This is a genomic window from Streptomyces sp. KMM 9044 (assembly GCF_024701375.2).
Taxonomy (GTDB): domain Bacteria; phylum Actinomycetota; class Actinomycetes; order Streptomycetales; family Streptomycetaceae; genus Streptomyces.
The window spans coordinates 5,662,846-5,684,102 of the sequence record NZ_CP113910.1 but is presented as its reverse complement, the minus strand read 5'-3'; the positions used below and the strand labels follow the sequence as shown (position 1 = coordinate 5,684,102).

The 21,257-nt window shown below is 71.6% G+C and carries 15 protein-coding genes and 1 pseudogene; 9 read left to right on the top strand and 7 right to left on the bottom strand.

The window, feature by feature from the left end:
- Window positions 1-110: 110 nt before the first annotated feature.
- Window positions 111-1,409: pseudogene (hisD, locus tag HUV60_RS25605) on the bottom strand (histidinol dehydrogenase); the annotation flags it as partial.
- A 208-nt stretch (window positions 1,410-1,617) separates the two neighbouring features.
- Between hisD and HUV60_RS25600 the strand changes: the two are divergent.
- From HUV60_RS25600 to ybaK, 4 genes are all read left to right on the top strand, one after another.
- Window positions 1,618-3,195 carry an oxidoreductase gene (locus HUV60_RS25600; RefSeq protein WP_257849562.1) on the top strand — a complete coding sequence of 526 codons (1,578 nt, stop codon included), beginning with the start codon at window positions 1,618-1,620 and terminating at the stop codon, window positions 3,193-3,195.
- 493 nt (window positions 3,196-3,688) lie between these two features.
- Entirely contained in the window at window positions 3,689-4,603 is a 915-nt protein-coding gene (locus HUV60_RS25595) for a hypothetical protein (RefSeq protein WP_443047414.1), read from the top strand.
- 11 nt (window positions 4,604-4,614) lie between these two features.
- Window positions 4,615-5,355 carry an LON peptidase substrate-binding domain-containing protein gene (locus tag HUV60_RS25590; RefSeq protein ID WP_257849561.1) on the top strand — a complete coding sequence of 247 codons (741 nt, stop codon included), beginning with the start codon at window positions 4,615-4,617 and terminating at the stop codon, window positions 5,353-5,355.
- A gap of 81 nt (window positions 5,356-5,436) precedes the next feature.
- Window positions 5,437-5,940, top strand: coding sequence for a Cys-tRNA(Pro) deacylase (gene ybaK, locus HUV60_RS25585; protein ID WP_257849560.1), 504 nt, complete (start codon window positions 5,437-5,439; stop codon window positions 5,938-5,940).
- Window positions 5,941-6,600: 660 nt separating this feature from the next.
- Here ybaK and HUV60_RS25580 read toward each other — a convergent pair.
- From HUV60_RS25580 to HUV60_RS25565, 4 genes are all read right to left on the bottom strand, one after another.
- Entirely contained in the window at window positions 6,601-7,347 is a 747-nt protein-coding gene (locus tag HUV60_RS25580; RefSeq protein WP_257849558.1) for an AAA family ATPase, read from the bottom strand.
- A gap of 79 nt (window positions 7,348-7,426) precedes the next feature.
- Window positions 7,427-8,248, bottom strand: coding sequence for an ABC transporter permease (locus HUV60_RS25575; RefSeq protein WP_257849557.1), 822 nt, complete (start codon window positions 8,246-8,248; stop codon window positions 7,427-7,429).
- A 101-nt stretch (window positions 8,249-8,349) separates the two neighbouring features.
- The gene (locus HUV60_RS25570) at window positions 8,350-9,324 is read right to left on the bottom strand and encodes an ABC transporter ATP-binding protein (protein ID WP_257850253.1); all 975 of its coding nucleotides are present in this window, start codon (window positions 9,322-9,324) and stop codon (window positions 8,350-8,352) included.
- 158 nt (window positions 9,325-9,482) lie between these two features.
- Complete coding sequence (locus tag HUV60_RS25565) at window positions 9,483-10,697, bottom strand: NYN domain-containing protein (protein ID WP_257849556.1); 1,215 nt, start codon at window positions 10,695-10,697, stop codon at window positions 9,483-9,485.
- 278 nt (window positions 10,698-10,975) lie between these two features.
- Between HUV60_RS25565 and HUV60_RS25560 the strand changes: the two genes are divergently transcribed.
- The gene (locus HUV60_RS25560; RefSeq protein ID WP_257849554.1) at window positions 10,976-11,140 is read left to right on the top strand and encodes a hypothetical protein; all 165 of its coding nucleotides are present in this window, start codon (window positions 10,976-10,978) and stop codon (window positions 11,138-11,140) included.
- 154 nt (window positions 11,141-11,294) lie between these two features.
- Here the strand turns inward: HUV60_RS25560 and dnaE are convergent, their stop codons facing one another.
- Window positions 11,295-14,834: a DNA polymerase III subunit alpha gene (gene dnaE, locus HUV60_RS25555; protein WP_257849553.1), complete on the bottom strand. Its 3,540-nt coding sequence runs from the start codon at window positions 14,832-14,834 to the stop codon at window positions 11,295-11,297.
- Between the two features lie 215 nt (window positions 14,835-15,049).
- On the opposite strand from dnaE, the gene HUV60_RS25550 reads away from it, so the two are divergent.
- From HUV60_RS25550 to HUV60_RS25535, 4 genes are all read left to right on the top strand, one after another.
- Complete coding sequence (locus HUV60_RS25550) at window positions 15,050-16,399, top strand: DUF2252 domain-containing protein (RefSeq protein ID WP_257849552.1); 1,350 nt, start codon at window positions 15,050-15,052, stop codon at window positions 16,397-16,399.
- 113 nt (window positions 16,400-16,512) lie between these two features.
- Complete coding sequence (locus HUV60_RS25545) at window positions 16,513-17,217, top strand: hypothetical protein (RefSeq protein ID WP_257849551.1); 705 nt, start codon at window positions 16,513-16,515, stop codon at window positions 17,215-17,217.
- A gap of 97 nt (window positions 17,218-17,314) precedes the next feature.
- On the top strand, window positions 17,315-18,127 hold the full coding sequence (locus tag HUV60_RS25540) for a DsbA family protein (protein WP_257849550.1): 813 nt from the start codon (window positions 17,315-17,317) through the stop codon (window positions 18,125-18,127).
- A gap of 123 nt (window positions 18,128-18,250) precedes the next feature.
- Window positions 18,251-19,963: an alkaline phosphatase D family protein gene (locus HUV60_RS25535; protein WP_443047413.1), complete on the top strand. Its 1,713-nt coding sequence runs from the start codon at window positions 18,251-18,253 to the stop codon at window positions 19,961-19,963.
- A 125-nt stretch (window positions 19,964-20,088) separates the two neighbouring features.
- Here HUV60_RS25535 and HUV60_RS25530 read toward each other — a convergent pair whose 3' ends face one another.
- Window positions 20,089-21,096: a recombinase family protein gene (locus tag HUV60_RS25530; protein ID WP_257849548.1), complete on the bottom strand. Its 1,008-nt coding sequence runs from the start codon at window positions 21,094-21,096 to the stop codon at window positions 20,089-20,091.
- Window positions 21,097-21,257: the final 161 nt, after the last annotated feature.

Sequence of the window (21,257 nt, the reverse complement as noted above, 5' to 3'; positions counted from 1 at the left end):
GCGCGGTACTCGCCCTGTTCACCTCCGGCGCGGTACTCGCCCTGTTCACCTCCGGCGCGGTACTCGCCCTGTTCGCCTCCGGCGCGGTACTCGCCCTGTTCGCCTCCGGCGAAACGGACCTTGATCGCCGCGCCGTGCGCGGGCAGGTCTTCCGCCTCGGCGAGCGTGACCACGTGGTGCGCGACGTCGGCCAGCGCGTCCTCGGTGTAGTCGACGATGTGGATGCCGCGCAGGAAGGACTGGACGGACAGACCCGAGGAGTGGCAGGCGCAGCCGCCGGTGGGCAGGACGTGGTTGGAGCCGGCCGCGTAGTCGCCCAGGGAGACCGGGGACCAGGGGCCGACGAAGACCGCGCCGGCGTTGCGGACCCGGTCGGCGAGCGCGGCGGCGTCGGCGGTCTGGATCTCCAGGTGCTCGGCACCGTAGGCGTCGACCACACGCAGGCCCTCGTCGAGGCCGTCGACCAGGACGATCGCGGACTGGCGGCCGGCGAGGGCGGGGGCGATCCGGTCCTCGACGTGCCGGGCGGCGGCGACCTGGGGGACCAGTTCCTTCTCCACGGCGTCCGCGAGAGTGGCGGAGTCGGTGACGAGGACGGCAGCGGCCAACGGGTCGTGTTCGGCCTGGCTGATCAGGTCGGAGGCGACGTGCACCGGGTCGGCCGTGTCGTCGGCGAGGATCGCGATCTCGGTCGGTCCCGCCTCGGCGTCGATGCCGATGCGGCCAGTGAAGTAGCGCTTCGCGGCGGCGACCCAGATGTTGCCGGGGCCGGTGACCATGGTGGCGGGCGGGCAGGACTCGGTGCCGTACGCGAACATGGCGACGGCGGTGGCGCCGCCCGCGGCGTACACCTCGTCGACGCCGAGCAGGGCGCACGCGGCGAGGATCGTCGGGTGCGGCAGCCCGCCGAACTCCTTCTGGGGCGGCGAGGCGAGCGCGACCGACTCGACGCCGGCCTCCTGGGCCGGGACCGCGTTCATGATCACGGAGGACGGGTAGACGGAGCGCCCGCCGGGCGCGTACAGGCCCACCCGGTCGACCGGCACCCACTTCTCGGTGACGGTGCCTCCGGGCACGACCTGGGTGGTGTGGGACTCACGGCGCTGCGCGCGGTGCACGAGCCGGGCGCGGCGGATGGACTCCTCCAGAGCCGCGCGGACGGCCGGGTCCAGTCGCTCCAGCGCGTCGGTGAGTGCCCGGGCCGGGACCCGGACGGATTCCAGACGCACGCCGTCGAACCGCTCGGCGAGGTCGATCAGCGCCGCGTCGCCCCGATGGTGCACGTCCTCGCAGAGGGGCCGCACCTTCTCGAGGGCGGCCGCGACGTCGAAGTCGGCTCGGGGCAGCAGGTCGCGCAGGGCGGGACCCTCGGGGAGGGCGTCGCCGCGCAGATCGATTCGGGAGATCACGTGCTCAATTCTCTCAGACTCGCGTCGGGCTCCGTGCGGGCGTTCCAATGGCTGATACGCGGCCCCCTCGGTGACCCACTGTGCACACGAGGAAGAGCTTTCTTACTTTCTGTGTTCGATGGTTCACCCAGCGGGCATGAACCGTTGTACGCATACGAGTTGTACGAAATGACGAACCCACGCGTAGCTGGGGAGGGAGGGGAGAGCCGTGACCGAGGAGGAAGGACGACGCGCCGGCGAGGTCCCGGACAACCTGACGGCGACGGAGGCCGGTATGTGGCAAGCCTTCCGTAACGGCAGCGTGTACGACCTGAGCAGCGGGAACGCCGTCGTCGACGATCCGCACGGGGGGCATCCGTGGGGGCCCGAGCGGACGGTCCGGGCCCGCATCGTGTGCTGGCTCCTGCTGGACGGCCCGCCGGCCCTGGCCGGCCGGGTGTCCTCGCTGAAGCTGGTCGGGGTACTGATCAGCGGTGCGCTGGACCTCGCGGGTGGCACGGTGGCGCCGTACGTGGAGATGCGCGACTGCCGCTTCGAGCGGGACGTGCTGGTGCCGGAGACCCGCTTCACGACGGTGCGGATGGTGGACTGCTCGGTGCTGCGGCTGGAGGCGGCCCGGCTGCAGACCGAGGGCGACCTGCATCTGCCGCGCTGCCGTTTCCTGGGGGGCATACGGCTGACCGACGCCCGGATCGGTACGGATCTGCTGCTCAACCAGGCGGTCGTGCACCGCGACCGCAGCGGCCGGTCGATCGCCGCGGACGGCATGACCGTCGGCCAGGACCTCCAGGCCGAACTGCTGGAGTCGCACGGCGAGCTGAGCTTGCGCGGCGCGACGATAGGCGTCTCGGTGAATCTGCGCGGGGCCCGGCTGGTGAACCCGTCCGCCCGGTTCGCGCTGAACGCACCGCAGCTGACAGTCGAGCGGTCGCTGTACCTGACGCCGGCCGGGGTCGGCGCGCAGGCGCGCAGCGGAATGACACCGGCGCGCGGGACACGGATCCAGCGGTTCGAGTGCCAGGGCGGGGTTCGGCTGGACGACGGGCGGTTCGGGGACGCGGTCGACTTCGAGCGGGCCCGGTTCACCCTGACCGACGATCAGGAGTTGTCGCTGCGCCGAATACAGACGCCGGAACTGCGGTTCCTCGGAGAGCGGCCGGCCCGTGGGAGAGTGACGCTGTCGGGGGCGCGGGTGGTCAACCTGATGGACCGGGCGGACAGCTGGCCGGGCCCCGGCCGGCTGCACATGGGCGGCTTCGCCTACGAGAACCTCGTGCCGCGCGGGCCGTTCCCGCTGGCCCGGCGGCTGGGGTGGGTGGCCGCGGCGAGCGCCGAGTACACCCCGGAGCCGTATGAGCGGCTGGCCGCCGTACTGCGGGCAGGCGGCGAGGAGGAGGCGGCCCGCGAGGTGCTGCTGGCCAAGCAGCGCCACCGCCGCGAGAGCCTGCCCCTGGCGGCCAAGCTGTGGGGCTACGCGCAGGACTGGACGGTCGCCTACGGCTACCGGCCGGGGCGGGCCGCGGTGTGGATGGCGGTGCTGTGGGCGGGCGGTTCGCTGGCGTTCGCGCACACGCGCCACCCACCGATCAAGAGCGGCGAGCATCCTGCGTGGAACCCCTCCCTCTTCGCCCTGGACCTGCTGCTGCCGGTGATCGACCTGGGCCAGGCGGGGTTCTGGCAGCTGCGCGGCGGCTGGCAGTGGCTGGCGACCGCCTTCATCCTGCTCGGCTGGATCCTCGCCACGACCGTGGCGGCGGGGGCGACCCGGGCCCTGCGCCGCGGCTGACGGACCCGCCGGACCCCTGCCCGGTTCCACGGCCCCGACAGGCGACACGGCCGGCCCCGGCCACATCCCGGCCCCCACCCGCCTCACAGCCACCTCGGCCGGCCCGCAACCGGCCCCCGGCCGATCCCCGCGCCCGACACACCACCGAACCCGGCCCTCGGCCGGATCCCCGGCCTCCGGCCGCACCCTCGCCCGCGTCCCGGCCGGCCTCTGCCGACCTCTGCCGGGTCTCCGCCCAGCCGTTCGACCGGCTGTGGCCGGCCCCTGACCACTCCGGAAGGCCCGCTTCCTTTTACCCGGACGTGACCGGATGACGTACGACCTCCGGTAACTTCCATGAAGGGTCTGGCGTCGCTGTGACCTGCGGTCTTTCAAGGGTTGACACCATGGCTCTGCTGCACGCGTCCACCCGCGCGTCCCGGGCGCGAGGAAACGCGAGGAAAGACGGGCACCACCCGACCCGTCGCCCCCGCGTGCTGCCGCGGACGCCGAGGTGCTGCTCGACGCCCCCGACGAGGTGCTGGGTCCGGTCCTGGTCGGAGCCGCGGGCGGCGACCCCGCGCCCGCCGTCGGCCTGCTCTCCGCCACCCGGCACCGCGGGGCGTGGGAGCACCGCGACCGGTACGTGCGCAAGCTGGCCGTCTTCGCCCGCTCGCGCCCCGAATGGCTGGACACCTGGCGCGCCCGCGACCCGTACAACCCCGACGGACTGCTCGTGGACGCCCAGCGGTCGGTGCACCGCGCCTGGGACTCACCGGTGCGTGCCGAACTGCTGCGCGAGGTGAGCCCGTTGATCACGGCCGCCGCGCGGGCCGACCACCGCGACCCGGTGCCGTGGCGGCTCGCCCTGGACCACGCCCGCGGCACCCGTGCCGGGCACCGGTACTTCCAGGAGCTGTGGGAGGCCGCGGTTCGCCGGGCCCCGCACCACTACGGCTGCCACGGGGCGGCGCTGCGCTGTCTGTCGTCCTCCTGGCAGGGTGCGCACCTCGTGCGCTTCGACTTCGCCGACCAGGCCGCGCAGGACGCGCCGGACGGCTCGCTCACGCAGGCCCTGCCGCTGCAGGCGGCCTTCGGGTATCTCACCGACGGCGGCGGCCGACCCCGCTCTGGCCCTGTCCGCCCGGCTTCCGGCAGCCCACCCCCGGCCGGCCTGCGCAACCTGCTGGCATACGTCCTGCTGCGCCTGGAGCGCGGGCCGGACGCCCTGGAGCAGTTGCGGCTCACCGGCCCGTACGCCACCTCCACGCCCTGGGACCGGGAAGCGGAGGATCCCCTCGGCCGGTTCCTGGAGGTGCGCCGGGGCCTGTCCGAGGCGGTGGCCGCCGGCCCCGCGGGGGCCCCTCCCGCGGGGCCCCGGCATCCACGGAGTGAACGGGGCGGTCGGGCCCGGTTCGGCGACCATTAGGCTTTTGCGTCGTGACCACCGCCCGGCTCCCGCTCTTCCCCCTGAACTCGGTGCTGTTCCCCGGGCTCGTACTTCCGCTGAACGTCTTCGAGGAGCGTTATCGCGCCATGATGCGCGAGCTCCTGAGGAAACCGGAGGACGGGCCGCGCCGGTTCGCCGTCGTGACGATCCGCGACGGCCACGAGGTCGCCCCGAGCGTCCCCGGCCTGCCGGACCCGACGGCCGTGCCCGAGCGGGGTCCCGCGGCGGGCTTCGGCACCGACCCGCTCCGGTCCTTCCACAAGGTGGGCTGCGTGGCCGACGCGGCGACGATCCGGGAGCGGACCGACGGCACCTTCGAGGTGCTGGCGACCGGGACGACGCGGGCACGGCTGCTGTCGGTCGACGCCTCCGGGCCGTTCCTGACGGCAGAGCTGGAGCCGGTGCCCGAGGCGCCCGGCGAAGAGGCGGGGGCGCTCGCCGAAGGGGTGCTGCGGGCCTTCCGCCAGTACCAGAAGCGGCTGGCGGGAGCGCGGGAGCGGTCGCTGGCGACCGGCGCGGAACTGCCGGACGAGCCGGGGGTCGTGTCCTACCTGGTCGCCGCCGCGATGATGCTCGACACGCCGACGAAGCAGCGTCTGCTCCAGGCACCGGACACGGCGTCCCGGCTCCGCGACGAGCTGAAACTCCTTCGCACGGAGACGGCCATCATCCGTAACCTGCCGTCACTGCCGGCGGCGGAGCTGACCCGAGGGCCGACGCACCTCAACTGACGTACGGCCGTACGGCTCTCCGAAGCGGGACGGGAACCGGACAGAAACAGGACCGAGCGCAGAGGCGGGAACAGGGCCGGGATGGCGAGAAAGCCGAAGAAACAGCAGCAGTCGGGCGGCACGCCCGCGACGGTGGCCCTCACCGCGGCCGGGGTGCGGTTCACGGTCCACTCCTACGACCACGACCCCTCCCACCCGTCCTACGGAGAGGAGGCGGCCGAGGCGATGGGCGTCTCCCCCGACCGGGTCTTCAAGACGCTGGTGGCGGACGTCGACGGCGCGCTGACGGTGGCGGTGGTCCCGGTGGCGGGCCTGCTGGACCTGAAAGGCCTGGCGGCGGCGGTCGGCGGCAAACGGGCCGCGATGGCCGACCCCTCCCTCGCGGAACGCACCACGGGCTACGTTCGAGGCGGCATCTCACCTCTCGGCCAGCGCAGGAAGCTGCGTACGGTGCTGGACGACTCGGCCGGTCTGCACGAGACGATCTGCGTGTCGGCGGGCCGCCGCGGCCTGGAGGTCGAGCTCTCCCCCACCGACCTGGCCGGGCTGACCTCAGCGGTACTCGCCCCGATCGGGCGTACCTGAGCGTTCCTCCGGACCGAGCAGGAGTGAGTCTGCTCAGCCGCACGCCCCGAACGGCCTCGGACGCTCCCGCACGGCCTCAAGGGCGTGGGAGGTGCCCCGGGCCCTCTGCGTACTCGGCCCCGGGGCGGCGAGGTGCCTCCCGTGCGTGGTCCGTATTCGTGTGGCCGGAGGCGACGGGGAGGCCCTGCTCCACCGGCGCCACACCTGGCGTCCCGGATCGCGCGATCACGCCGGCCCGGACGGCCCACAACGCCGCAAGCCGACCACCACACGATCGAGTCAAACCACCCTCGTGCACACTCCCCGGCAGCGGCTGACGCCCCCCAGGCCCTGTCGGGAGTTTCCCGTCTGCCGTGCGGTGTCCGGTACGGCACCTCGCCGCACGGCCGCATCACCCGGGTACGTTCCGTACGAGGGCGATCCGGCCGCACACCGAGGCACCGCACCAGACACCGCAGGGCCGCCCTTCGGGCGACGACGGGAAACTCCAGACAGAACCTAGACGGGCCCCGCTTCTTCGGTTGATCAGAAGAGGCATGTCGAAGAGAACCCGCAAACGCAAGTGGCGTACCAGGAAGAGCCGGGCCAACCACCGCGGGCGCCCGGCCTGACACCGCCACCGGACCGACCGGGTCGCAGGGCCTGTCCGCCGGGCAGGCCCTACGCCTTCGGGAATTCGTCGTGCGGCGGCTGTGGGACGTACGGGTCGGCCGGCGGATAGGGGTCGGGGTCGGGGTCGCGGGGACCGAACAGCGCGGTCAGGCCCAGGTGGACGACCAGCCCGGCGAACGGCCAGGCCAGCAGTGCTCCCTTGGCGCTCAGCTTCAGCGGCGCGTCGAACGTCACGCCCTTGCCCACGTCCCTCGCGTGGGCGACGACGTCCTGCGCGGGCCCGAGCCACACCCCGAGCCGCCACGCGAGCAGCGAACCGAGCAGCCCGCCGGCCCCGAGCGCCACCACCAGCGGCACTCCCCCGCTCCGGCGTACGAGGAACACGGCGAGCGCGCTCACCGCGCCGAAGGCCAGCGCGAGCAGTGCGAACGTCCCGTCCACGCCGATGGCCTGCTCGCCCTCGGTGTCCTTGAGGTAGACGACCCAGTTGTCGCCCTCGACGTCGCCCACCAGCGGGACGCGCGGCGCCAGCCACCACCACAGCACCCCGAGCAGCACCCCGCCGAGCGCCGTCGCCACGGTGACGACGGCGGCCTCACGCAGTTCCGTCCTCATGCCGGGGCCGTCCTGTTCGTACCAGCCGTACCACTCCGCCCGGTCGCCGTGCCCGGTGGCCGCGTCGTCCGGGGCGGCTCCGTCTGCGGATGCGGCCCTCTGCTCGGCGGACGGCGACTGCCACCCGCCGTGCGGGGAGTGTTCGTGCGGAGGCGGTGGTGGGGTCAGGGGTGCGCTCACCCTGACATCGTGCCAGGCCCGGCTGTGCGGTGTGGCACCGGACAGGTCACCGACAGGTCACCGACAGGTCAGCGGCAGGTCAGCGGACGGCGGCCCTGCGGTACGCCCAGGTCGCCACGGCCAGTGAGAGCACGCCGACCGCCCCGCACACGGCGAGGTCGCCGAGGACCAGCGTCCAGTCGGGATGCGGCGCGAAGGTCCGCGCGAGGGCCTCGACACCGTACGTCGACGGCAGCAGGTCCCGGACCACCCGCACCGCCTCCGGCAGCCGCTCCGCCGGCAGCACACCCAGCAGCAGCGCCGCCGACATGCCCAGCTGGCCGAGCAGCGTGGCGAACTCGGGCCGTGGCGCGAGCAGTCCCAGGGTGGCCCCCAGCCCGGCGAGTGCGGCGCCCGAGAGCGGGATCACCGCGACCAGCACCCACAGATGCGCCATCGGCAGTCCGAACAGCACGCACCCGAAGGCCGCCGTCACCACGGTCCCCGGCACGGTGAACGAGGCGTAGGCGCCGGCCGCGCCCAGCACCACCGCGGCCGGCGGCACCGGCAGCGTCGCGTAGTGGTCGAGTCCGCCGCTGGCGCGCAGCTGTCCGAAGTACTGCGCGAGGAGGTTGAGCGCCACGAAGGCGACGACCAGGACGGCCGACCCGGCCACCACCGCCCGCGCCTCGGAGCCGCCGTCCACGACCCCGCGCATCAGGACCATGATCCCGACGGACTGGAAGGTCGCCACGAACAGCAGCGGGATCCGCGCCACCCGCGCCCGGGAGAGCTGGGCCCGGTACACGGCCGCCAGCGACGGCCACAGCCGCGCCCGGGGCCCGAGCACGGCCGGTGTGGGCACGGTCTCCTTCCCGGCCAGGATGGCGCCCGGCAGGACATCGGCGGGTACGCCACTCACGTCGCGCTGCTCCCCTTCGCTCGGAGGTTCGCCCGGATCCACTCCGGCAGTCGTCCTGTTCCGTACGGACACGGCGCCCTGTGTACTCAGGGACCCGCCGCTCACGCCTTCACCAGCCCCTGCAGCACGGCACCGCCCAGTGCCAGGTACACGTCCTCCAGAGTGGGCGTGGTGAGCGTGAAGTCGTCCAGGGCGGCGAAGGCGGCGCCGCCGGTGACGGTGGCGACGACGGTACGGGCCTCCTCCGGTCCGAGCCGCAGCGTCCAGCGGCGGCCGGCCTCGACGGCGCGGTCCTGGAGTGCGGCGACCTCCGGCACGTGCAGCGGGGCCGCCTCGCGCCACACCAGGTCGACCCGGACCTCGCCCGCGACCTGCTCCTTCAGTCCGGACGGGCTGTCGCAGGCGATCACCCGGCCCCGGTCGAGCACGGCGACCCGGTCGAGGACGGTTTCGGCCTCGATGACGTTGTGGGTGACCAGCAGCACGGTGGCGCCCTGCTCGGCCCGGCGCCGGTCGACGGCGGCCCATACCGCACGCCGCGCCACCGGGTCCATGCCTGCGGTGGGTTCGTCCAGCACCAGCAGGGGCCGCTCGCCGACCAGCGAGGCGGCGAAGCAGGCCAGCCGGCGCTGGCCGCCGGACAGCTTCTTGAGCGGGCGCGCGGCGATCGGGGTGAGCCCGAGTTCGTCGAGGACGTCGTCGCGCTCCGCGCACGCCCGTTTCCCGTCGAGACCGCGCAGCCGCGCGGTGGTCTCGACGGCGAGGGACACGGTCAGCTCGTCGAGGGCGGTGGACTCCTGCCCGAGGTAGGCGAGGATCCGCGCGGCCCGCTCGGGGTGGCGCACGATGTCGTGGCCGAGGATCCGGACGCTGCCGCGGTCGGGCCGCATCAGCCCGGTGATCTGGCGGACGAGGGTGGACTTGCCGGCACCGTTCGGCCCGAGCAGTCCGAAGATCTCTCCGCGCCGGACGTCGAGGGCGACGTCGTCGGTGGCCCGGACCTCGGGGATCGCCGGCGCGCCGCGGCGCCCGCGGGCCGCCGGATAGGTCTTGGTCAGCCCGCGCACCGCGCACACGATGTCACCATCGTGCCGGAATGTCTGTACCGCGCGCGTGCTCACAAGGGACGAGACTACGGGGTCCGCGCCCCCGCTTCGCTCCCGGGTCGACCGGCCGCCCCAAATCCCCCGGTAGGACGACGAACCCGCCGCAAGGCACCGGCCCGGGTACCGGGTCACTCCCCGGCCGGGGTGCGCTCCGTCCCCGTACGTACGTCCACCTCGCGCCAGAAGCCCGCACGGATGGCGTACCGGTCGCGTTCGTCGATCTGGTCGTCCTTGTGGGCGAGCAGGCCGAAGCGGGCGGCGTAGCGCAGCAGTTCGCCGTCGACGCGGTGCGGGATGCGGGGGTACATGCCGGACAGCTCCTGGACGCCGCTCGGCTCCCCCAGCCGCTCCACCCAGCGGCGGGCGAAGACCTGCCCCACCTCGAAGGGGTCCCCGCCGACCGTGGTGATGTCCTCCTCCCGGTCGGCCCACCGCTGCTCCGCCGTGGTCAGCTGGGCGAGCGTCGGCATCGAGGCGGCTTCGGGGGGCTCGACGACGGGCCGGTCGACCCAGCCCTTGTCGGAGGACCAGCGCAGGGTGGCGGACTGCGCCTGGTGGGGGTGGGGGTGGGGGGCACCGGGGCCGCGCAGGGCCGCCAGATCCTTGGGGGTGGGTACACCCCTGGCGGCGGGGGCACGGTCGCCGGTGCCGTTGTGCCCGGTACCGGCCGGGTGCGGCGGCTCGTGCGTGTCCGGCTCCTCCTCCGGGGCGTGCGCGGACTCCGGCAGGGGGGCGGAGAGGATGGCGGCGATCTCGGGACGGGCCGGGGGAGGCGGGGCACACCCACCGGAGTAGTCCTTGGCCCGCACCGCCTTGGTGATCCAGGCACGGTCCAGCACCCGGCGTTCGTCGGCCTCGGCGACCAGGTCCTCGGACTGGTTGTAGTCGCCGTCGGCGGCCTGGACGGCCCACAGGTGGACGGCGACGCCGTGCTCCTTCGCGGCCATCATGCCGGGCAGCAGATCGCCGTCGCCGGTGACCAGGACGATGTCGGAGCAGGCGCGGTTGCGGGCCAGCTCGGTCAACTCGGCGTGCATGGCGGCGTCGACGCCCTTCTGCGCCCAGCGCCCGTCACTGCGGGTGAGAGCGCCCAGCCGGACGGTGACCCTGGGCATCACCCGCAGCCGGCGGTGTTCGGGCTGCGGCACCCGGTCGGGGGCCCCGTCGAACCAGTAGATGCGCAGCAGAGGCCGGCCCGTGTCGGACTCGGCGCGCTCGCGCAGCCCTTGGATGAGAGCGGCGTGATCGACGGTGATCCGGGACCGCGAGGGCTCCCCGGCGAGGAGACTGGCGGCGGCCCCCAGCAGATACCCGGCGTCCACCAGGACGATGCAGCGGTCCACGCGTTCCACCCTCTTTCCGGGAGGTTTGCTTCGGGCTTGCTTCGAGTCTGCCCGACCGCGCCGGGGTTGACGGCCCGAACTCGATCTTCGGCGTGGCGTTTCCACACTTTCTCCGCCGACCCACCCTGTCACACACGGTAATTGTCTGACATGCGGCAAATGTTCCGCCATGCGAGTCTGATCCCGGTCCTGGCCCCGGGATCCCTGGCCCGGATCAGGTCCTGCGAGCCCGGCAGGATCCGGACCAGGGGCCCTACATCCCCACAGGAGGCATCACCATGGCCAAGAACAAGAACCGTGAACGGAAGCAGCCGCAGCCCGGACGCGCCCAGCAGACGGTGCAGCATCCCTCCGCCGAGCCGCAGACCGAGCAGTACGGCCCGCAGATCACTCCCGGAGACGTTGCCCGCAAGGGCAGGGAAAAGCGTTTCGGCCACAACTGACGCCCGCGCGGCGGGCTCTTGAGTCACCGCACGGCACACGCAGAGGGGTGCGCCCGTCACCGGGCACACCCCTCTTGGCCGTCGGTCCCGTCGGCCCTGTCCGCATCGGCCGCCCGCCCCGGCCCGCCCCGGCCCGCCGGGCAGGACAGGTTCACTAGCCCGCCAGGCAGGACGGGCCGAGGAGGACCTTCAGGTCGCCGAACAGGGCGGGGTCCGGCTTCACCCGGTGGCGGTCCAGACGCAGCACCGTCGTCCTCGTGGGCCCCTGGAGCTTGATACGGACCTCGCTGTCGCCCTTGTGGTGGCCGAGGATCTCGCCGAGGCGGCTGACCATCGGCGGGGTGACCCTGGTCGCCGGGATGGTGAGCACGACGGGCGCGTTGGTGCCCGCGTTGGACAGGTCGGGCACCTGGAGTTCCATGGCGACCAGGCGCGGCACGTCCTCGCGCTTGTCGAGCCGTCCCTTGACGAACACCACGGCGTCCTCGACGAGTTGGGTCGAGACGAGCTGATAGGTCGCGGGGAAGAACATGCACTCGAGGGAACCGGCGAGGTCCTCCACGGTCGCGATCGCCCAGGCGTTGCCCTGCTTGGTCATCTTGCGCTGGAGGCCGGAAATGATGCCGCCGATGGTGACGACCGCGCCGTCGCCGAAGTCGCCGCCGGTGAGCTGGGAGATGCCCGCGTCGGCCTTGTCGGACAGGACGTGCTCCAGCCCGAACAGCGGGTGGTCGGAGACATAGAGCCCGAGCATCTCCCGTTCCTGTGCGAGCAGGTAGGTCTTGTCCCACTCGTCGTCGGCGAAGGTGACGTCGAGGCCGAAGCCGGGCTCGGTGGTCTCCTGCTCCCCCATGCCGCCGAAGAGGTCGAACTGTCCCTCGGCCTCCTTGCGCTTGACCGCGACCACGTTGTCGATCATCGGCTCGTACTGGGCGGTGAGGCCCTTGCGGGTGTGCCCCATGGAGTCGAAGGCGCCCGCCTTGATCAGCGACTCCGTGGTGCGCTTGTTGCAGACGACGGCCTCGACCTTGTCGAGGTAGTCCGGGAAGGAGGCGTACTTCCCCTTGGCCTTGCGGGACCTGATGATCGACTCGACGACGTTGGTGCCGACGTTGCGGACCGCGGACAGGCCGAAGAGGATCACGTCGTCGCCCTGTGCGGCGAAGTTCGACTCGGACTCGTTGACGTTCGGCGGGAGCACCTTGATGCCCATGCGGCGGCACTCGTTGAGGTAGACGGCCGACTTGTCCTTGTCGTCCTTGACCGAGGTGAGCAGCGCGGCCATGTACTCGGCCGGGTAGTTCGCCTTCAGGTACCCGGTCCAGTACGACACGAGTCCGTACGCGGCGGAGTGGGCCTTGTTGAACGCGTAGCCGGCGAAGGGGACCAGCACGTCCCACAGGGCCTGGATCGCCTCGTCGCTGTAGCCGTTCTTGCGGGCGCCCTCCTTGAAGAGGACGAAGTTCTTCGCCAGTTCCTCGGGCTTCTTCTTGCCCATCACGCGGCGCAGGATGTCGGCCTCGCCGAGCGAGTAGCCGGCGATGATCTGCGCGGCCTTCTGCACCTGCTCCTGGTAGACGATCAGGCCGTAGGTGACCGACAGCACCTCCTGGAGCGGCTCCTCCAGTTCCTTGTGGATCGGGGTGATCTCCTGGCGGCCGTTCTTGCGCTCCGCGTAGTTGATGTGCGAGTTCATGCCCATCGGGCCCGGCCGGTAGAGGGCCGAGACGGCGGAGATGTCCTCGAAGTTGTCGGGCTGCATCTGGCGGAGCAGAGAGCGCATCGGGCCGCCGTCGAACTGGAAGACACCGAGGGTGTCGCCCCGGCAGAGCAGTTCGAAGGTCTTGGGGTCGTCCAGCGGGAGGGCGAGCATCTCCAGGTCGATGCCCTTGTTGGCCTTCACCATCTTGATGGCGTCGTCCATGATCGTGAGGTTGCGCAGGCCCAGGAAGTCCATCTTCAGGAGGCCGAGCGACTCGCACTGGGGATAGTCCCACTGCGTGATGGTCACGCCGTCGGTGTGCCGCACCCAGATCGGGGCGTGGTCGACGATGGGTTCGCTGGACATGATCACGCCGGCCGCGTGCACGCCCATCTGCCTCACGAGGCCCTCGACGCCCTTGGCGGTGTCGATGACCTTCTTCACGTCCGGCTCGTTCTCGTACATCGCGCGGATCTCGCCGGCCTCGTTGTAGCGCGGGTGCGAGGGGTTGGTGATGCCGTCGAGGTCGATGCCCTTGCCGAGGACGTCGGCGGGCATGGCCTTGGTGAGCCGGTCGCCCATGGCGTACGGGTAGCCCAGCACGCGTGCGGAGTCCTTGATGGCGTTCTTGGCCTTGATCTTGCCGTAGGTGCCGATCATGGCGACCTTGTCGGCGCCGTACTTCTCCGTCACGTACCGGATCACCTCGACGCGCCTGCGCTCGTCGAAGTCGATGTCGACGTCGGGCATGGAGACGCGCTCGGGGTTGAGGAACCGCTCGAAGATCAGACCGTGCGGGATCGGGTCCAGGTCGGTGATGCCCATCGCGTACGCGACGATCGAGCCGGCCGCGGAGCCGCGGCCGGGGCCGACGGCGATGCCCTGCTTCTTGGCCCACATGATGAAGTCGGCGACGACGAGGAAGTACCCGGGGAAGCCCATCGAGATGATGGTGTCCATCTCGTACTCGACCTGCTTCATGCGGTCCTCGGGGATGCCGCCGGGGAAACGGCGCTCCATGCCGCGCATCGTCTCCGCGCGGAACCAGGTGACCTCGGTGTAGCCCTCCGGGATGTCGAACTTGGGCATCAGGTCGCGCTTCTCGAACATGCCCGTGGTGTCGACCATCTCGGCGATCAGCCTGGTGTTGGCGCAGCCCTGCTGCCAGGCGTCGGAGGAGTCGATGGCGTACATCTCGTCGGTTGACTTGAGGTAGTAGCCGGTGCCGTCGAACCGGAAACGGTCGGGGTCGGAGAGGTTCTTGCCGGTCTGGATGCACAGCAGCGCGTCGTGCGCGGTCGCCTCGTTCGCGTACGTGTAGTGCGAGTCGTTGGTGACCAGGGGCGGGATGCCGAGCTTCTTGCCGATCTCCAGCAGGCCGTCGCGGACCCGGTGCTCGATCTCGATGCCGTGGTCCATCAGCTCGAGGAAGTACCGGTCCTTGCCGAAGATGTCCCGGTAGTCGGAGGCCGCCTTGAGCGCCTCGTCGAAGTGGCCGAGGCGCAGCCGGGTCTGGACCTCGCCGGAGGGGCAGCCGGTGGAGGCGACCAGTCCGGTGGACCACTTGGCGATGGTCTCCTTGTCCATCCGCGGCCACTTCTGCAGCCAGCCCTCGGCGTACGCGTCGGAGGAGAGCCGGAAGAGGTTGTGCAGGCCCGTGCGGTCGACCGCCCAGATCGTCTTGTGGGTGTAACCGCCGGAACCGGAGACGTCGTCCCGCTTCTGGTGCGGCTGACCCCACTGGATCTTGCGCTTGGTCCGCCGCGACTCGGGCGCGACATAGGCCTCGATCCCGATGATCGGGGTGACGCCCGCCTTCTGCGCGCTGTGGAAGAAGTCGTACGCGCCGTGCAGGTTCCCGTGGTCGGACATGGCGATGTGGCTCATGCCCATCTCGTTGCAGGCGTTGAACATGTCCTTGAGCCGCGCGGCACCGTCCAGCAGCGAGTACTGGGTGTGGACGTGCAGGTGCGTGAACGGCGTCTTCGACACGGTTCGGCCTCCAGGGAGAACTCTCGGCGACGGGTTTCGGACCGCCTGCCGACAGTCCGGGGACAGCGTCGAAGTCTATGCCCCGGCACTGACACCCGAGGGCTCCCGGACGTACCTTCGGGCCTGTGGCGCGGGCACTCCCGTGACGCGTCGCGCGTTGGACGGGGGACGGATCAGCCGTCCCCGGAACATCCCGTACCAGGAGGCACCCAGCGATGTCGGTCCCGCAGCTCGACGACGAGCACCGCGGCGAGGAGATCCTCGCCGTCCTCGACACCGCCTTCGGCGAGCTCCTGGCCGCCGATCCTGCCGCCTTCCGCGTGAAGTTCCGGAAGATGGCGGCCTCGGCGTTCGCGTTCTACCGGGGCACGGCGTGCCTCTTCTACCACGATCTGGACGCCGAGAACGCCGGGCGGGGCGGTGGGAGGACGTACAGCGGCCCCTACCTGGACGAACGGACGTCCCGGGTGTGGATCCACGGCGATCTGCACGCGGAGAACTTCGGCACGTACATGGACTCCAACGGCCGTCTGGTCTTCAACGTCAACGACTTCGACGAGGCCTACGTCGGCCCCTTCACCTGGGACCTCAAGCGCTTCGCCGCCTCCATGGCGCTGATCGGCTACGCGAAGGCGCTCAGCGACGGGCAGATCACCGAGCTGGTGCGGATCTACACGGCCGCGTACCGGGAGCGGATCCACGCGCTGGCGACCGGCGTGAAGAGCGACGAGGTGCCGCCCTTCACGCTGGACACCGCGCAGGGCCCGCTGCTCGACGCGCTGCGCGACGCCCGCTCGCTGACCCGGTTCGGGCTGCTGGACTCGATGACCGTCATCCGTGACTTCGAGCGCCGCTTCGCCTCCGGCGGCGGTGCGGTCGAGCTCGACGCCGCCACCCGCTACAAGGTCCTCGCCGCCTTCGACGGCTACCTGGAGACGCTGCCGGACGCCTCGCTGGCCCGCCCGGACTCCTACCGGGTGAAGGACGTCGTGGGCCGCCGGGGCATCGGCATCGGATCGGCCGGACTGCCGTCGTACAACATCCTGCTGGAGGGGCACAGTGACGCCCTGGAGAACGATGTGGTGATCTACATCAAGCAGGCGCAGCACCCGGCCGTCTCGCGGCACCTCACCGACCCGGCGATCCGGGACTACTTCCAGCACGAGGGCCACCGCACGGTGATCTCCCAGCGCGCCCTGCAGGCGCACGCCGACCCGTGGCTGGGCTGGACCGAGCTGGACGGCGCGGGGCAGCTGGTCGCGGAGGTCTCGCCGTACGCGGTGGACCTCGACTGGGGCGACATCGACGAGTCCGACGAGATCGCCCAGGTCGTCGCCGACCTCGGCCGGGCCACGGCCACGATGCACGCGGCGGCGGACGACACCTCCGGCGAGTCCCTGGTGCCGTTCTCCACCGAGCGGGCCATCGACGCGGCGATCGCGGCCGACGAGGACGGGCTCGAGCCGCTGCTCGCCGACTTCGCCCACAGCTACGGCGCCCGTGCGCGCGAGGACCACCAGATCTTCCTGGACCTGTTCCGCAACGGCAGGATCCCGGGCCTGTGATCCCGGGGCTGCCCTCCCTCCTCCCGGCCGGGGCTGCCCCGGCCGGGCAGTTTCCGCCAACCGGAGCCCTTTAGGGATCCCTTACCGGAGCGCATGACAGACTCGGTCCCACCATGGACATATCCGGAGCCCCGCTCAGAGCGGTACGCGCGGCGCTGTTCACGACCGTGGTCGTGGCCCTCAGCACCGCGTCGCACGTGCTGCTGTCCGGGGCTCCCCTGCCGTTGAGCACGGTGACGGTGATCGGCGTCGCCGTGTTCGGCCTGGCGTACGCGCTCGCGGGCCGGCAGCGTTCCTTCGGGCGGATCGCCGCCCTGCTGATCCCCCTGGAGCTGGCCGCCGACACCGTCTTCACCACCGGCCAGCACGTCTGTTACGGCCGGATGGGCGGCCCCGTCGCGGGCCCGCTGCGTTCGGTCGGCTTCGACGTGCTGTGCGGTGACGGCGTGGGCACCCCGCTGACGCAGGTGGCCGGTACCGCGGCCCACGGGGGCGACCGGTTCGCCGGGGTGCTCGCCCAGGCCGACCCGGCCACCGCGTGGCTGCTGCTCGGCGCGCACATCGGCGTCGGGCTGTCTGCCGCCGCCTGGCTGCACCGCGGCGAGCGGGCGCTGGCCCAACTGCTGGGCGCGGTGACGGCGACAGCCTCGACAGTGGTCCGGCCCCTGCGGCTGGTGGTCGCCGCGGTCACCGTGCGCCGCGCACCGAAGGTTCGCCGGCCGGCCCGCCCGGACCACCGGACCACCACGGCCGTGGACCGGATCCTCGTGTACTTCCTGGGACGGCGTGGACCGCCGTGCTCCACCGCCCTCGCCTGAGACGGCTCGGCCCTCCGGCGTCGGCTCCGTGCCGAGCACCCGTAGTCCCCTACCTATCCCGCACACACTGTGCGCGTCCCCAGTGGAGAGCATCACCATGAGCAAGCGGAACACCCAGGCGGCGAAGACGGCGGCCCGTGAGCGTCTGCGCGTCGAGCGCGAGCGCGAGGCCAAGAAGGCCAAGGTCAGGCGTCAGCTGATCGTCGCCGGTTCGGTCGTCGGCGTCCTCGCGATAGCCGCCGGCATCGGCTACGCCGTCGTCCAGGCCAACCAGCCCGGCGCATGGGAGGCCGCCGCCGACGCGAAGCTCGTCAAGCCGGCCAACACCAGCGGTGAGAACGGCACCACCGTCGTCATCGGCGAGGACACCGCGAAGAAGACCCTGGAGCTGTACGAGGACCCGCGCTGCCCGATCTGCGCCTCGTTCGAGCAGACCGTCGGCGGGACGATCGACAAGGACGTCGCGGACGGCAAGTACAAGGTCCAGTTCATCGGTGCCTCGTTCCTCGACCGCAACCTGACCGGTGAGGGCTCCAGGAACGCCCTGAGCGCCCTGGGCGCCGCGCTGGACGTCAGTCCCGAGGCGTTCCTCCACTACAAGTCCGCGCTGTACTCGGCCGAGTACCACCCCGAGGAGAGCGAGGACAAGTTCAAGGACGACTCCTACCTGATCGAGGTGGCGAACTCCGTCGAGGAGCTGAAGGGAAACAAGGAGTTCCAGACGGCCGTGGAGGAGGGCACCTACGACAGGTGGGCGCTGGAGATGTCCGACAAGTTCGACAGCAGCGGCGTCCAGGGCACCCCCACGCTCAGGATGGACGGCGAGAAGCTCACCGGGTCCGACGGGCAGAACGCGCCGATGACGGTCGCCGAGTTCACCGCCGCGATCGACAAGGCGCTCGAGGCCTGACCCCCGGATCCGGGGGCGTGCGGCCGGATTTCGATCGCGGTCGGCCGACCGCACGCTGAAGAGCGGGCGAACTTTGGCGAGTTCGCCCGCTCTGGCATGTACCGGTCAGTAACCTGATCGGCTGTGACCACTCGACGCAGATCATCCGAGAGCACCGCGCCCGCCCCGGCCGGCGCCACCCCTGCCCCCGCCACCACGGACCCCGGCGTCCTGTCCCCCCGCCGCCGGTCGCTCGTCAGGGCGGCCGCCGCGAGCGCGGTCCTCGCCGCACCGCTCACCGCCGCGCTGCCCGCCCGCGCCGTCACCGCCGCGGCCCCCGTCTTCCTGCACGGTGTGGCCTCCGGCGACCCGCTGCCGGACGGCGTCCTGCTGTGGACCCGCGTGACGCCGACAGCGGAGGCGATACCCGGCTCGGGACTCGGCCCCGACACCGAGGTCACCTGGACCGTCGCCCTGGACAGGGCGTTCACCACCGTCGTCGCGAAGGGCTCGGTCCGCGCCACCGCGGCCACCGACCACACCGTCAAGGCGGACGTCCGCGGCCTCGCGCCGGCCACCGACTACTGGTTCCGCTTCTCCGCAGGCACCGCCGGCTCCCCCGTCGGCCGCACCCGCACCGCCCCGGCCGCCGACGCCGCCGTGGGCGGTCTGCGCTTCGGTGTGGTCTCCTGCTCCAACTACGAGGCCGGGCACTTCTCGGCGTACCGCCACCTCGCGGCCCGCGGCGACCTCGACGCCTGGCTGCACCTCGGCGACTACATCTACGAGTACGCCTCCGGCGAGTACGGCACGCGCGGCAGGGCCGTCCGCACGCACGCGCCCGCCCACGAGATCGTCTCCCTCACCGACTACCGCCTCCGGCACGCGACGTACAAGACCGACCCCGATCTCCAGGCGCTGCACGCCAAGGCGCCGGTCATCGCGATCTGGGACGACCACGAGATCGCCAACGACACCTGGTCCGGCGGCGCCGAGAACCACACCGAGGGCGAGGAGGGCGCCTGGGCCGCGCGTCAGGCCGCCGCCAAGCGCGCCTACTTCGAGTGGATGCCGGTACGTCCCGCGGTCGCCGGCACCACCTACCGGCGACTGCGCTTCGGCAGGCTCGCCGACCTCTCGCTGCTGGACCTGCGTTCCTTCCGCTCCCGACAGGTCTCCGTGGGCGACGGCGGCGTCGACGACCCGGACCGTACGCTCACCGGCCGCGCCCAGCTCGACTGGCTGAAGTCGGGGCTGTCGGCGTCCGACACCACCTGGCGGCTGGTCGGCACCTCGGTGATGATCTCGCCGCTCGCGCTCGGCGCACTCCCCGCCAGTCTGCTGAAACCGGTCGCCAAGCTGCTCGGTCTGCCGCAGGAGGGCCTCGCCCTCAACACCGACCAGTGGGACGGCTACACCGACGACCGCCGGGAGCTCCTCGCCCATCTGCGGACGAACGCGATCCGCAACACGGTCTTCCTCACCGGCGACATCCACATGGCGTGGGCCAACGACGTGCCGGTGAACGCGGGCACGTACCCGGTTTCCGGCTCGGCGGCCGCCGAGTTCGTCGTGACCTCGGTCACCTCGGACAACCTGGACGACGCCGTCGAGGTCCCCGAGGGCACCGTCACCACGCTCGCCTCCCCCCTGATCAAGGCCACCAACCGGCACGTCCGGTGGGTCGACACCGACCGCCACGGCTACGGCGTGCTGGACATCACGTCCACGCGGGCGCAGATGGACTACTACGTGGTCTCCAGCCGCACCGACCCGGCCGCCACGTCCAGGTGGGCCCGCTCCTACCGGACGCTCGACGGCACCCAGCAGATCGAGCGCGCCGACAGCCCGGTCTGACCCCGCGCGGTTGTCGTCGTCAGTCGTTCTCCAGCGTCTCGAGGAAGCCGAGCGCCACCCGCCAGGTGGCCTCGGCGGCCTCCTCGGCCCTGTTCTCCCGAAGCTGCCACGAAGTGAAAAGTAACTCAGCGTGTCGTTAGGGCCTTGGTTTCTGCGCGGGGTTCAGGGACTTCGTTGCCGGTGAGGGCGGTGAAGTCGGCGTGAGCCTCCTCGACGGCTTCGGGATACGACCCGCGTTTGGCGTGTTCGGCGAGCGCCCGGTAGATGCTGGCGACGGACGGGCTCTGGCCCTTGCGCTTGCCGGTGGGAATGATCAGGTCGGGCTGGATCTGCTCGACGGACTCACCGTTCGCCCGGCGCCGGAGCACGGTGTGGAGCATGTCGTCGGTGATGACCGGGGGCCGGCCGCCGTGCTTGCCCTTGCGGGCCGCGGTATCGAGCCCTTCGAGTGTGGACTCCCGGATGTTCTCCCGCTCGGTCTCCGCCATCGCGGCGAAAAACGCGAACAGCAGCTTGCCCGGGCCGGTGGGGTCGTAGATGCCAGGCAGGGGTCCGGCGAGCATCTCCAGGATGAGGCCGTGGGCGGTGAGGTGGTCGGCGAGCGCGGTGAGCTCGGCGGCGTCGCGGCCGAGGCGCTTCATCTCGTACACGGTGAAGATGACCCGGCAGTGCGGGGCGTGCGCCTTGACCTCCCGCGCGGTCCGCAGCGCCTCCTCGAACTTGGGCCGTACATGGATGCGGGTGCTGATCTTCTCGCTGAAGATCTTGCCCCTCGGGATGCCGTGCTTGCTGAGGGCGTCGAGCTGGGAGTCGAGTTCCTGCCCGAGGGTCGAGCAGCGGGCGTAGCCGATGCGGATGTCCGCGCTCGGCAGGTCCGGGTCGATCGGCGACGGCGGCGGGGTGCCCGGCCGCCACGGCCGGCCAGGTCCGCGGTCGGCCGGGGTGGGCACCCGCAGCGCCTTCTTCAGCCGGGGCACCAGGGTGAAGCGGCGTGTGTGGTAGGCGGAGGCGACCGCGCCGCCGCGCGAGCGGCACGGCGAGCCGGGCTGCGCGTCACACTTCGGACATGCGTGCTGGTCAACGTCGTCCGCGTCCGACCGGCCGGTTGGCGAAGGCTGCTGAGGGGCCGTCATGGGACCGGATTTTCGCACAATGCAAGTCTCAGAAGGGGGTCGGGCCTTCTTTTGAGTGAGAACGGGTTCTGAGAACCGATCCGGGTTCCGGAGGGTCTTCCCGGTCTGTAAATGATCTTGCTTTCACAAAGGACCGCTTGTGAGCGTGACGGCGTGTGGAG

What these genes read in the sequence shown, in the direction of transcription:
- ybaK (WP_257849560.1), top strand. Translation starts at nt 5,437, where the DNA reads ATGGCGAGAAAGCCGAAGAAACAGCAGCAGTCGGGCGGCACGCCCGCG.
- HUV60_RS25560 (WP_257849554.1), top strand. Translation starts at nt 10,976, where the DNA reads ATGGCCAAGAACAAGAACCGTGAACGGAAGCAGCCGCAGCCCGGACGC.
- HUV60_RS25550 (WP_257849552.1), top strand. Translation starts at nt 15,050, where the DNA reads ATGTCGGTCCCGCAGCTCGACGACGAGCACCGCGGCGAGGAGATCCTC.
- HUV60_RS25545 (WP_257849551.1), top strand. Translation starts at nt 16,513, where the DNA reads ATGGACATATCCGGAGCCCCGCTCAGAGCGGTACGCGCGGCGCTGTTC.
- HUV60_RS25540 (WP_257849550.1), top strand. Translation starts at nt 17,315, where the DNA reads ATGAGCAAGCGGAACACCCAGGCGGCGAAGACGGCGGCCCGTGAGCGT.
- HUV60_RS25530 (WP_257849548.1), bottom strand. Translation starts at nt 21,096, where the DNA reads ATGACGGCCCCTCAGCAGCCTTCGCCAACCGGCCGGTCGGACGCGGAC.